This is a genomic window from Cyanobium sp. ATX 6F1 (assembly GCF_024346315.1).
GTDB lineage: Bacteria > Cyanobacteriota > Cyanobacteriia > PCC-6307 > Cyanobiaceae > ATX-6F1.
This window is the reverse complement of sequence record NZ_JAGQCS010000010.1, coordinates 35,289-47,875: the sequence shown is the minus strand read 5'-3', so window position 1 is coordinate 47,875 and position 12,587 is coordinate 35,289. Positions and strand designations below refer to the sequence as shown.

The 12,587-nt window shown below is 49.6% G+C and carries 8 protein-coding genes; 1 reads left to right on the top strand and 7 read right to left on the bottom strand.

Features of this window, described 5'->3' with window-relative positions; all coding sequences use genetic code 11:
- Window positions 1–6 precede the first annotated feature (6 nt).
- On the top strand, window positions 7–3,588 hold the full coding sequence (locus KBZ13_RS13520; RefSeq protein ID WP_255009989.1) for a glycoside hydrolase family 99-like domain-containing protein: 3,582 nt from the start codon (window positions 7–9) through the stop codon (window positions 3,586–3,588).
- Between the two features lie 253 nt (window positions 3,589–3,841).
- Here the strand turns inward: KBZ13_RS13520 and KBZ13_RS13515 are convergent, their stop codons facing one another.
- The 7 genes from KBZ13_RS13515 to KBZ13_RS13485 all read right to left on the bottom strand — a co-directional run bounded on the left by KBZ13_RS13515 (window position 3,842) and on the right by KBZ13_RS13485 (window position 12,523).
- Window positions 3,842–5,707 (bottom strand): methyltransferase domain-containing protein, encoded by a 1,866-nt coding sequence (locus KBZ13_RS13515; protein ID WP_255009987.1) that lies wholly within the window; start codon window positions 5,705–5,707, stop codon window positions 3,842–3,844.
- 608 nt (window positions 5,708–6,315) lie between these two features.
- Window positions 6,316–7,395 (bottom strand): putative capsular polysaccharide synthesis family protein, encoded by a 1,080-nt coding sequence (locus KBZ13_RS13510; RefSeq protein ID WP_255009984.1) that lies wholly within the window; start codon window positions 7,393–7,395, stop codon window positions 6,316–6,318.
- Window positions 7,396–7,397: 2 nt separating this feature from the next.
- Window positions 7,398–8,234: a phytanoyl-CoA dioxygenase family protein gene (locus tag KBZ13_RS13505; RefSeq protein ID WP_255009983.1), complete on the bottom strand. Its 837-nt coding sequence runs from the start codon at window positions 8,232–8,234 to the stop codon at window positions 7,398–7,400.
- Window positions 8,235–8,261: 27 nt separating this feature from the next.
- Entirely contained in the window at window positions 8,262–9,113 is an 852-nt protein-coding gene (locus tag KBZ13_RS13500) for a methyltransferase domain-containing protein (RefSeq protein WP_255009981.1), read from the bottom strand.
- An 82-nt stretch (window positions 9,114–9,195) separates the two neighbouring features.
- Window positions 9,196–9,927: a succinate dehydrogenase/fumarate reductase iron-sulfur subunit gene (locus KBZ13_RS13495; protein ID WP_255009979.1), complete on the bottom strand. Its 732-nt coding sequence runs from the start codon at window positions 9,925–9,927 to the stop codon at window positions 9,196–9,198.
- Window positions 9,924–11,843 carry a fumarate reductase/succinate dehydrogenase flavoprotein subunit gene (locus KBZ13_RS13490; protein WP_255009978.1) on the bottom strand — a complete coding sequence of 640 codons (1,920 nt, stop codon included), beginning with the start codon at window positions 11,841–11,843 and terminating at the stop codon, window positions 9,924–9,926. Before KBZ13_RS13490 ends, KBZ13_RS13495 begins: the two co-directional genes overlap by 4 nt.
- Complete coding sequence (locus KBZ13_RS13485; RefSeq protein WP_255009976.1) at window positions 11,843–12,523, bottom strand: succinate dehydrogenase; 681 nt, start codon at window positions 12,521–12,523, stop codon at window positions 11,843–11,845. The genes KBZ13_RS13490 and KBZ13_RS13485 overlap by 1 nt, the downstream gene beginning before the upstream one ends.
- Window positions 12,524–12,587: the final 64 nt, after the last annotated feature.

Below are 12,587 nucleotides of genomic sequence, written 5' to 3'. Positions count from 1 at the left end.
ATACGTATGAAGTTGAACGTGGCATCAGCGAATCAGGCTGTTCTCTCTAACCCGGCAGATCTGAGCCTTTGGGTGGCAGAGGTGAAGCAGTTGATTGAGGGCTCTGATCTTCATGCTGCCCAGGCTCTGGTGAGTGCTTTCGGCTTATGCCATCCCACGGAAGTATGGCCCCATATTCTCAAGGCATGGCTTGCAGTCGAAACTGGCTCACCACGAACGGCCAAAGCTGAAACTGATATAGCGCTGGAATCTCACCACTATCCCCGCCTCAGTGCCGTCGAAAAACAGTTCATCCAAGCCTTGCGCCTACGCAGTGAGGAGGGAATAAGTGCAAAGGAATTTACGCCCGTAGACAAGCCCTCTACCGAACCGGCTTCCATCGCCGATGTGCCTTCCACGGCAGGGGATGTCTACGACAAGGGGATCCTGCCAAGACGGCCAATCACTGTGAAGAAGCTGGCATTTTATCTGCCACAGTTTCACCCGATTCCTGAAAACGATGAGTGGTGGGGAGAGGGCTTTACCGAATGGACCAACGTGTCGCGCGCCAAGCCCTTTTTCCCGGGGCACTGGCAACCGAGGCGTCCGGGACCGATGGGTTTTTACGACCTTCGGGTGCCAGCCACGATGAATAAGCAGTTTGAGTTAGCACGGCGATATGGCATTGATGGTTTTTGTTTCTACTATTACTGGTTCAACGGCAAGAAGCTGCTGGAGAAGCCCCTTGAGATGCTGATGGACGGGCAGACGGATCCTTTCCCGTTTTGCATCTGCTGGGTGAACGAAACCTGGACGAGAAGCTGGGATGGGATGTCTGGAGAGGTGCTGGTAGAGGCCAACCAGAGCTTGGAAGGAACCAAGGCATTTATTCGTGATCTTGAGCCAGCGCTTAAGAATGAGAACTACATTCGTGTGGACGGACGGCCTTTACTATTAATCTACTGTGCTCAAAAACTAGAGAGCCCAGAGGAAACTGTTCAAGACTGGCGTGAATTTGCACGAACATCCGGCATAGGAGAACTTCACGTCTGCGCCGTACAGAGTTTCGGATTTGATGATCCCACGCCCTGGGGGTTCGATGCCGCTGTTGAGTTCCCACCCCATTGTGTTCCCCATAAGCACCAAGGTTTGACCTACTGCCGAGAGCTCAGCGAAGAGGAGAGGCAACAGCTTGGTGTAGATCCTAGCTTCTCAGGTGAAATCCGTGATTATCAATTCTACTCACAATGTGGCTCAATCAGGCCGAAAGAACCATATCTACTTTACAAGGGCTGCATGCTCGCCTGGGATAATACCGCAAGGCGCATGGAAACTGCGCACATCTACGCCAATTTTTCAGTTAAGGCATACCAAGATTGGCTTATATCATGCATCGACTATTGTTCACGAGACGATCTGAACCCATACAGTGAAAGCTTCGTCTTTATTAATGCCTGGAATGAGTGGGCAGAAGGTTGCACACTTGAGCCAGATCAGCATTTTGGCTATGCTCTGCTCAATGCGACTCTTGAGGCTAGCCAACAAGCTAAATGGATTGAGCCGTTCACGTCTTATAAAAACGGACTCCCCATGGGAGGAATTGGCCAGCGCGGGCAGCACAATATTGTTGTATTTGGCCATGATGCACACATGCATGGCGCACAAATCAACCTTCTAAGCATGGTCAGAAATCTGACCAAGAAGATGGGAAATAAAGTCTATGTAGTCCTCTTGAATGGCGGTGAATTGGTCGATGCGTATAAGAAGCTAGCACCAACAACAGTGCTTAGCGAAGGCTTTTCAAAAGATCAAGCACAGCTGTCAGCTCTTCTTCAAGAACTCAGGGCTAGAGGCTATGGCCATGCAATTCTCAATACTATAGTTACGGGCTTACACACCAAGTTTCTTAAAGATAATGGGTTTAAAGTTTCGAATTTGATTCATGAGCTTCCAAGCCTGATTCGGTCCTATCAGCTAGAAGAGAACCTCTACGAAATTGCGTCGCATTCCGATGATATTGTTTTTTCTACTAATTATGTAAGGGATAAAATAAAAAAAGAATTCAAGCTTGCTCTATCATATTCAAGAGTATTGCCACAGGGAATTAATTTCAACGAGAGCTATCAAAACAAACATACGGTGCGGCGCGAGCTTCGAACAAAGCTTGGATTTGGAAATGACGATCTTGTTGTTATGGCCTGTGGATTTGCCGATTTCCGCAAAGGTATAGATGTGTTTATTCGTGTTGCGCAGAATATTATTTCTCAAATTGGTCAAGCAAGGTTTGTTTGGGTGGGCAGGCTCGACCCATCGATCGAATCTTATATTCGCTCGGATATCACAAATATGGGACTGGAAGAAAGAATCATTATCACCGGCAATCTTCCACTCCCATTTGAGCACTATCTATCCAGTGATATCTTTCTCCTTACGAGTCGAGAAGATCCGCTGCCAAGCGTCGTAATGGAAGCATTCGATGCAGGCCTACCTGTGATCGGATTTGAGGGGGCGGGTGGATTTGTAGAGCTACTCGATAATGAAGAAAGAGGATTGCTTGTGCCGTATATGAATGAGAGGTTGATGAGTGAAGCAATTCTGTATATCAAGAGGCGACTTGATGATGGATTAGCCTTTGAAGATAACCACAAATTTGCACGCTCTAATTTTGACTATGTTTTTTATCTTGAAAACCTTCTAAACTATTCGCACTCATTTAGCGCCAAGCCCTTATCTGTTACTGGGAATCCCATCACAGTATCGGCTATCATACCAAATTATAATTATAAAAGGTATTTAGGTGGCAGGCTTTCTTCTGTTCTTGCACAGACTAAGGCCGTTGATGAAATTATCTTCCTGGATGACTGCTCGCGAGACGGTAGCTTAGACTATGCAACAAGCATATTAATCGATGCTGATATTGCCGTTAAAATACTTGCGAATGAGGCCAATACAGGCTCAGTTGCTGCCCAGTGGAAGAAAGGTATCGATTCGGCCAGCTACCAGTATGTTTGGCTTGCCGAAGCAGATGATTATTGCGAACCAATCTTAGTTCAAGAGTTGGCAAGTGCGGCATCCTTGAATAGCGCCTTAAACCTTTCAATTATCTATTGCCAAAGCTATATGTCTGATGCGTTGGGGAGGGTTGGCTCCACGTATTTTGATTACTTTGCTGGCATTGCTGGCATAGATGGCCAAATATTTAAATCTGACTTTGTGCTTGGCGGTAATGATTTTATTTTAAATCTCTTGGGTGTTACAAATGTGATTCCAAACTCAAGTGCCTGCCTGCTCTCGAGAGAGAAGCTAATCGATATTGATTGGCCAGAGTTGCTTTCATATAGGTATTCAGCAGACTGGATAACATATATTCGGCTGGCACAACTTGGAACAATTGCGTTTCACTCAAGGCCTTTAAATTATCATAGGAGACACGATAAAAGTGTTATTAATCGCAATCTTTCTAGGCCCAAGTCTATTTATCAAGAAGCGCAGCAAATTCATAAATTAGTGTATTCGCTTAGCGGCGATCCGGACAAGCTTTCCGCTCTTGAATTGGCGTGTCGCCAATGGCTTCGTGCCTCATTCTCTTCTGAAATCAGTGCATCATGATAATCCTTCGATCAGAATAAATCTGTTTTAGACGACAACTGCACCTATTATAAAAGCAAAGGCAAAATTAAGAAGCCTCCCAAGATAGTCAATCAAGTCAATACCTGGACCTACGAGAAAGAGATCAATTCAGACAGCTTGTTATCATAGTCTATCGTTAGATAGTAATATCAAACGCTGAAGGTGCCGGAACGCTTAGCGAGAACAAGGGCATACTCTAGATAGCACCAAGATGGCTCATCTCTACTTAATACTAATGAGTCAACACTGCAATATGCTGATGCCCGGAAACCACTGAGTACTCTATTCCCAACAAATTGAAGTACTTCTGAAAAAGATTAACCCAAAAAGCATCGTTTACAAATGAGGCCCTGTAGTAGCTGCTATCCGGTATATATCCATCAAGCTCTTTGCAAGTATCACCATCGAAGAAGCCTGAATCTTGAATTACATTCAAAAACTCTTCTGGCCGTTTAGAGAGATATGAAGCCGTATTAGAAGTCCCATTAAATGAAAGCAAAGCAATTCCGCCGTTCCGAAGAATCCGCTTTAACTCATGCATCCAAGCGTCCGCAGCTGATTGCGTTAGATGCGACAAAACAGAACAAGAATAAATCAAGTCTATTGACTGACTCTCTAAGACAGTTGGCGGGAAAGGATCTACAAACGAATAGATACCGGCTAGTAAGTTATTGGAACACCATTCAATATTATCCTTATCGATATCAATACCCTGTAGAGTCAAGTTTTTATGCTGGGCCATATGCATTGCTACTCTACCACAACCAACACCCCAGTCAAGGATTGATGTTTTATCTGTTTCGATGTCCTTCCCGTATTTTTTTGCTATATATTTTAGTCGATCATAGCTAGTTCGTCCACTATTCAGGAACATACATGCGTTCGCGTTAGGGCCAGCTACCCTGCGAATTCTCGCTAAATCCGGCAAGCAGTCAAGCATAGCAGAATTTGTATGAATGGTTATGGGCATATAATCAATTATATCACCCGAGGAAGCATCCTCAACTTGCAATGTAAATGACAGATATGGATCCATTGGCATATTCTCAAAATTATATGTTGCACCAACTACATTATTTTCAGGCATAAACCAATGAGCTTGACCTAGGTTCTCGTCATGATAGTAGAATTGATCGACTGGTAAACGGCCATCACACTTTAGAATCAATTTAAAATCTTTTGATGACGAAGGAATGACTACGCCTACAGCAAGCTCAAATGCTTGGTTAGAACGTGGATAAAAGCTATATATCTCCCATTTACCTGGGCTCACTGAGCTTCGCAACAGCTCTATGATACCATTATCTATATACTTCTGCGTGAAATGACATATATCTATGCGCTGAAACTGTCTCGACTCCAAGCAAACACAATGAATTTCATTAGAACTAGGCATCTCCCATTTATTGAGCTGTGCAAGGCTAAAAAGACAAAATGGATTTTTAGGCCCATAATTCCCAAGACAGATCGACTTAAGATAAATTTTACAATCAAATGTTGGAGCTATTAAGTAATCACTAGACTCAGGAACAAGAGTGGGATGTATCATCATGGTAGGCTGCTTGATTTGAAAAAAGGTACGATTAAGGCTTTGACTATTCATAACGATATGAGGGTAATGACCATATGGTTTCTTGCCCGGAGCTCTCTGTAAGAAACGCTCACAAGTCTGAAAAATAACAATATCAGGTTTAAAGTCTTCGACTAGTTCAGGGTAAAATGCTGATTCCCAGCAAAAACGAACCTTCCGAAATATTCTACAGAAATATGGCGCAAGACCCCATCCATGCGGCCTATCAATGAACGAGTTTCCAAAAATGCATAGACTCTTGTCAACTAATGCTTCATTATTCACTACGTCATATGCAAGGCCTGTATGTGATCCAATAGGCTCCGATAAGATATCCAATGATATGCTGAGCTCATTTCTTATCTGGATTCGTTTTACCAATTCGAATGTGCTACTTAAATTAAAATGAGCGCCTAGATCACCACTATTAGCGACTTCAACGACCTGAGCATCAAACTCAAATTCGTTGCTAATATCTAGAAATTTCAATATTCTGTTAAAAATTACAGTATTACCAAACTCGGACAAGTGGCTGTCAAGTAGTCGATAAACTGAGCATCTTCTGTTCAACAGCCTCATGTCATCTATGGGACACACAATTAACTTATTAGCAGAATCAAGCAGTCTCTTAAGGACTGGTGTTATGTGAGTTGGCAGAGAACAAGGATATGCATATGGAATAATAGTTGCTTTATTAGGAACTACTAGAGATGCAAATAAGATGCCGTGAGATCTGCAAAACTTATTCCAGTTCTCAATTGCATAGACCCAATAATCAGCCTTAGTCGTAGCTAAAATAGGATCATCGTCGTAAGATTTAAAGTAATTATTCGAGCCACCATAGAGAAATAACTGATCTCCGCTTGAGATAGCGACGTCATTGGGTGAACGAACTCCTCTCTGCGGGAGAGACCCTACTACTCTAGATTGCAAAAGGAATGAATCTGAGGCTTCAAATTTCGATAACGAATTCATTGATCTTTTGCCTGAGTTTGCAATACTTATTTTAAAGTGATCAATAACTTTGGCAAGGCTTGATAAAAATGATCACTGATGAAGGAATCACGAGCTACTATCGACACGAGGAAACTAGAAAGCATAGTCACCTACACTGTATGGATATTATCCTATTGACTTTAGTCTAGATCTGCATACAGTCCCTTGAATTTTATAATATCTTCAGTGCTCCAGAAATGCCTGACATATTTACTATCAAATGCTTTATCTATGATTTTCTGTGATAACTTAACCATCCTTATCCTGCTCTGAAGCTCTTGTTCTCTAGATCCCTTAAGCCTCGTTTCATTAATCCTCGTACATTTAAGGTCAAGCCCCAAAAATTCTGACAGGTCGCCCCAAAGGCCATCAAGTTTATCAATTGTATATACAAGAACCTTGTGACGCGCCCCTGATACAATCGCAAATCCTCTTTCTTGATTGAATGGCTTTGAGTAAACATCAAGTCCACAGTAAAAATTGTGTTTAAACCAATCGGCTATTGTACCTAACTCTCTTTCCAAGCTCATCTCAAGACTGATGGGGTCATCTAGTAAATCCTCTAGATAACTTAGGCTCATTGACGATGCATGGCTTTTGATTGACTCTATCCATCCACTGAGAATACGACTAATTGGCTCGCGAACTCCTGTGATAAAAAAAATATCACTAGACGAATCCCTTATAATCTCTGGATATGAATAATAGCAGTCGGGATATGTAGTAATCATCTCATTTGCAAAATGAAGATGCATTACTTGCTTGGTATGACCCGCCATCCTCAATGACTCTTCAATAGACTTAGATCCAACCTTTCCCATTTGAAAAAGGTGTATGTATGACTCCATTATCTGCTTCGTGACTGAATTAGGAGCTCTCATCTGAAAAGCTCCATCATAAAGCCAATGTTTCCGTGCATGAGCATTATCCATAAGATCAAGCTCTGGGTAGGCTGAACGATAAAAACCTGAATCTAGGTATTGCAGAATTCGTGGATTGTAGACTCTTCCCTCTAATCTTCCTCGTCGGATATTATGAAGCAGCAGCTCTTGCCTGCTTAGGTGAAGCAAGTCTGGCTTGTCGCCACAATGGGTAGCTGTTCTGTAATATTCAAAATCAATTAAGCGTATGCGTTCAGGCAAGTAGTTGTCAACCTCTAGGTCCCTAAGCTCTCCATTGTCGATTAACAATGATATATCAGTGGGCATACCGTGTGGCATCTCTATGCATCTTTTCCAAAGTGAACACACTCAGTCTTCATCTTTCTTTCTGAGCTTCCAATGCTTATAAACTCCATTCGCCTTGGGGCAAAAGTCTTGTATGGGCTAAAGAAAAGATACGATCCATGTACGTCAACTTCCTCTGGGATCACATGCATGACAATCGACTTGCGGGTTGCATCTGAAGTATGCGGAAGCCCCCCATGCACGAACAGTGGATGCCATACCACCACGTCACATGCATCTACTTCAATTGGCTCACAAGCAAGTCCAATCTTGCTACAAGAATCGTAAACGTAGTTTTGATATTGATTCCAAGAAACATTATCGCTGTAAGGGATGTCAGGCAAATCTTTAAGTCTATCTACTCCGATTTCATATCTCTTTTTCAGCTCGTCGTAAAATATCTTGTGCGATGCGGGAATCCCCATTAAGGCGCCATTAGAGATGCGTGAATCTTCTAGCGCAAACCAGCATCCAAGGAACAAATTTTCTGGGAATGTGCAGAATACTGGCGCATCTCTGTGAAGCGGTTGCTTGGTCCCCTCCTCAAAGAATAAAGATGTATAAATAGCGCTTCTACGGCCCCCAAAAAACGTGTCGCATGTGTCAAGAAGACTCTTGGATAAGAATAGTGAGGAAATCTTCTCTGATTCGAGGTGTGAGTTGACAAGGCGGGAGTTTCTGCCGTTGGCTTTAGATGTAGCTAGTGCTTCTGCAGCCCGTTCAGCGCAGATATAGTCATATGCTGCTAAGGCATCTTTCCTTGCATCTTCGCTGATGCACTTTCGTAGAACGGTGAATCCTTTTTCGTGAAGCTCTTGGATGTGCTTGTTCATTTGAGATGAATAGGTTTTGGTTTTAGCCTAGGCTTTTCTAAGTATAAAGCATAGATTCCACGAGTGATATATATCATATGGATTGCAATCCGGGAAGTATCCCTTGGCAATGTCAAGGCCAAGAAACAACTCTATAGCAAAGCCTGAGGACTCACATGTTTCAAAAAAATCAATGCCTGGATCTGTAAAAACAAGTGATCCATCGGGTGAGAGGGGGTTGCCATGGTAAGCCTCTGGTAAGTGATGCCTGAGCGTTCCATCTATGATCTCGCATCTTGACACTGTCTGTTGTCTATCATATAGAGGCATAGTGAATATCATGTACCCATTCGATGCTAGAATCCTGTGCGCTTCCTTTAGGGCTGATTTTATATTTGGGATGTGCTCATAGACGTCTCTGTGTATTATAATCTGAATCGACGAGTCTTCGTGGCTTGTGTTGGTGATATCTTGATGTATGCACTCTGCGCGCAGTACTTCTATTATTTGAATTGATCCCGGCTTGGCATTCTGGTCTATAAACTCGGACATGTGGGCGCCTGGATAGAGCTTCCTAATTACATCTGCAAACTGCGTTATGCTTTCAAAACATGCAATCGATATATTGCTGCTTCGCATATTCTTTGATAGTGACTTTAAATTATCTAGCAAGTGTCGCTCTCTGCCTGACAGGCCGCATTGGGGGCATAATATGCAGTTTCTCAGATTCCAGTCTGTTGTTGGCTTTGCCTTGACTAAGGCTCTGCAACTAGTGCAGTAGAATTCAAATTCGCCGATGCTGATTATTTCTCTGTAGGCTGAGCACGCGGCCCTTGTTGCGGCAAGCATTCTTTGAGAATAGACTTCGAATTCTCTCCATGTGAGCAGGGTCTCGTTCATTTTGGGTGCCAAGGAGTGCATGTCTGTGAATTTAGGCTTTTGGATCATTGTATACGAAAGTACTCTCTAGAGTGTAAAACTTTTATTCTGCGTGCATCCAACTGATCCAGTCGGCCGAGATCTGCTGCGGGCACACCGCTTCGCACTCCAGGTGGCTGCTGCAACCTCCGAAGCCCTCGGCCGCTATCGCCACCTGCATGGCGGCGATGCGGCGCGCCCGTTCCGGCTGCCCCTGCGGCAACTGGCCCAAATGGACCAGCTTGGCAGCCACAAACAGGCTGGCCGAAGCGTTGCGGCAGCTGGCCACACAAGCACCGCAGCCGATGCAGGTGGCCGTTTCGAAGGCCGAGCGGGCCTGCTCCTGGCCCACCAGGATGGCATTGGCTTCCGGCGCCTGGCCCGTGTTCACCGAGCAGTAGCCACCGGCGATCAGCAGCCGGTCGAGGGCGGCGCGCTCCACCGCCAGGTCTTGGATCAATGGGAAAGCCCGGGCCCGCCAGGGCTCCAGGGTGAGGCTGGCGCCATCGGCGAACTCGCGCAGGTAAAGCTGGCAGACACTGGTGGCGGCCTGGGGGCCATGGGCCTGGCCATTCACAAGGAAACCACAGCTGCCGCAGATGCCCTCGCGGCAGTCGTGCTCAAACTGCACCGGTCGCTCGCCGGCAGCGACCAGTTGCTCGTTGAGCTGGTCGAGTGTCTCCAGCAGGGAGAGATCGGTGCTCACGGCCTCTAGCCGGTAGCTCTGGAAGGCACCGGCGACCTCGCTTGCCTCCTGGCGCCAAATGCGCAGTGTGAGTGAGATGGAGGTGGTCATCGGTAGCTACGGGCGCTGGGCTGCAGAACGGTGAAGGTGAGCGCTTCGCTGTGGCGGATCGGCTCGCTGTCATCGCCCCGGTGCTCCCAGGCGGCGATGTGGGCGAAGCGGGCGTCGTCGCGGCGGGCTTCGCCGTCGGCGCTCTGGTGCTCCTCGCGGAAGTGGGCGCCGCAGGATTCCTCCCGGGCCAGGGCGTCGCGCAGCATCAGCTGGGCGAGCCCGAAGAAATCCGCCACCCGCAGTGCCTTCTCCAGTTCCGGATTGGGGCCCTCCGCTGCCCCGGGCACCCGCACGTCGCCGTGGAAGCACTGCTCGATCGCGGCCAATTCCGCCAGTCCCTTCTGCAGCCCCTCGGCCGTGCGGCTCATGCCGCATCGCTCGATCATCAGCGCCCCCAGCTCCCGGTGAAGGCGGTCCACCGGAAGCTGGCCTTGAACCGCCAGCACGCTGTTAATACGGGCCTGGGCTCGAACCACCGCCTCGCGGCAGGAGGGGTGCTCGGCTCCGATTGCAGGGGTGGGATGGCCAGACATCCAGGCCGTCACCGTGGCGGGCGCGATGAAGTAGCCGTCGGCCAGGCCCTGCATCAGGGCGCTTGCGCCAAGGCGGTTAGCGCCGTGTTCGGAGAAGTTGGCTTCCCCCAGCACGAACAGACCCGGGATCGAGCTCATCAGCTGGTAGTCCACCCAAAGCCCGCCCATGGTGTAGTGCGGCGCCGGATAGATGCGCAGAGGGGTGGCGTAGGGGTCGGCGCCACTGATGCGCTCATACATTTCCAAGAGGTTGCCGTAGCGCTCTTCGATCACGCCGCGCCCCTGCTCGTTGATGGCATCACGAAGATCCAGATACATCGAGCGGCCGCCAGGCCCTACGCCATGGCCAGCGTTGCAGAGTTCAAGGGCCCGGCGGGAGGCCAGGTCACGTGGGGCCATGTTGGCGTAGCGGGGGTAGAGGCGCTCCAGGAAGTAGTCGCGCTCGGCCTCGGGGATCTGCTCCGGCGGGCGGCTGTCGCCTGCGATGGCGGGCAACCAGATGCGCCCATCGTTGCGCAGGCTTTCGCTCATCAGCGTGAGCTTGCTCTGGCCGGGATCGCCGCTTGGGATGCAGGTGGGGTGGATCTGGGTGAAGCAGGGATTGGCGAGCAAGGCTCCCTGGCGGTGGGCCCGCCAGATCGCCGTGGCGTTCGATTTGAGCGCGTTCGTCGACAGGAAAAACACATTGCTATAGCCGCCGGTGGCCAGCACCACCGCCTGGGCCGTGTGAACTTCCAGCTCACCGCTGAGCAGGTGGCGGGCCACCACCCCCCGGGCCACCCCATCCACCGTGATCAGCTCGAGCACATCGCGGCGAGGCAGCAGGGTGATGCGGCCGGCTGCCACCTGGCGCAGCAGCGCCCCGATAGCCCCATAGAGCAGCTGCTGGCCGGTTTGCCCACGGGCGTAGAACGTGCGACTCACCAGAGCCCCACCAAAGCTGCGAGTTGCCAGGGTGCCGCCGTAGTCGCGGGCGAACGGCACACCCTGGGCCACGGCCTGATCAATGATGCCGCCGCTCAGTTCGGCCAGGCGCATGCAGCCGGCCTCACGTGCGCGGAAGTCGCCGCCGCGCAGGGTGTCGGCAAACAGGCGCTCCACGCTGTCGCCATCGCCAGCGTAGTTTTTGGCCGCATTGATACCCCCCTGGGCGGCGACCGAATGGGCCCGACGCGGGCTGTCGTGATAAGTGAGCACCGTGACCCGGTAGCCCTGCTCGGCCAGGGTGGCTGCCGCCGAAGCACCGGCCAGACCCGAGCCCACCACCAAAACATGCAGCTGCCGCTTGCGCAGCGGGCTGATCAAGGGGAGGTTTTCGCGGGTGCGGCTCCAGGCACCGGCCAGCGGGCCGGCGGGAAGGCGCGGATCGGGCAGACCTCCCATCAGGCCCCTCCACCCGCTAGCGCCGGCACAGCTAGGAGAATGGTGATCACGATGAAACCGCCGCCAACAAGTAGTGCCAGCAGGCGTGCTGCCGAGCGGATGAGGGAGCCATTGGCAGCCTGGAGCAGCCCCAAGCTGCGGTGAGCCGCTTCGCCGCCATGGAACAGGTGCAGGGCAACCGCTACAGCCCCTGCCAGATAAAGCGCCAAGCTCCATGGGCTCGCCAGCACGGACTGCAGGGCTGCCAGTTCAGAACCAGCCATTGGCCGTGGCCAGCGCAGCTGGGCGAGGTGCACAGCCATGAAAACCAACAGGGCCATGCCACCTGCTGCCTGGCTGCGGGCCGCGAACGCTGCCACTGGGGCCAAAGGTCCGACGCGGCGGCTGCGCAGCACAGCGGTGTTACCAGCACGGCGGTTGATCAGCCAACGGGCCACACTCAGGCCCAGATGAAGCAGGGCTACCGCGAGCAACACAACTTCCGCCAGTGGCAGCCAGCCGCTGCTATGCAGGCTGGTTGCGTAGCTCTCAAACCGTGCAGGAGCCCATGGTGCCAGGGCAACCCCCGCCAGGTGCAGCAGCAGAAACAACACCAGCAACAGGCCGCTGGTGGCCGATCCTCGACGCAGGAATTCAGGATTGATTCCCGCAAGGGCTTGGCTCGGAAGAGGTGACTGCATCAGTCCATCAGCTGCTGATTGCGTGCTGCTTGTTGGCCCATAGAAGTCAACCCCAGCCGGTCGC

What these genes read in the sequence shown, in the direction of transcription:
- KBZ13_RS13490 (WP_255009978.1), bottom strand. Translation starts at nt 11,843, where the DNA reads ATGGGAGGTCTGCCCGATCCGCGCCTTCCCGCCGGCCCGCTGGCCGGT.
- KBZ13_RS13520 (WP_255009989.1), top strand. Translation starts at nt 7, where the DNA reads ATGAAGTTGAACGTGGCATCAGCGAATCAGGCTGTTCTCTCTAACCCG.
- KBZ13_RS13495 (WP_255009979.1), bottom strand. Translation starts at nt 9,927, where the DNA reads ATGACCACCTCCATCTCACTCACACTGCGCATTTGGCGCCAGGAGGCA.
- KBZ13_RS13485 (WP_255009976.1), bottom strand. Translation starts at nt 12,523, where the DNA reads ATGCAGTCACCTCTTCCGAGCCAAGCCCTTGCGGGAATCAATCCTGAA.
- KBZ13_RS13510 (WP_255009984.1), bottom strand. Translation starts at nt 7,395, where the DNA reads ATGCCACACGGTATGCCCACTGATATATCATTGTTAATCGACAATGGA.
- KBZ13_RS13500 (WP_255009981.1), bottom strand. Translation starts at nt 9,113, where the DNA reads ATGAACGAGACCCTGCTCACATGGAGAGAATTCGAAGTCTATTCTCAA.
- KBZ13_RS13505 (WP_255009983.1), bottom strand. Translation starts at nt 8,234, where the DNA reads ATGAACAAGCACATCCAAGAGCTTCACGAAAAAGGATTCACCGTTCTA.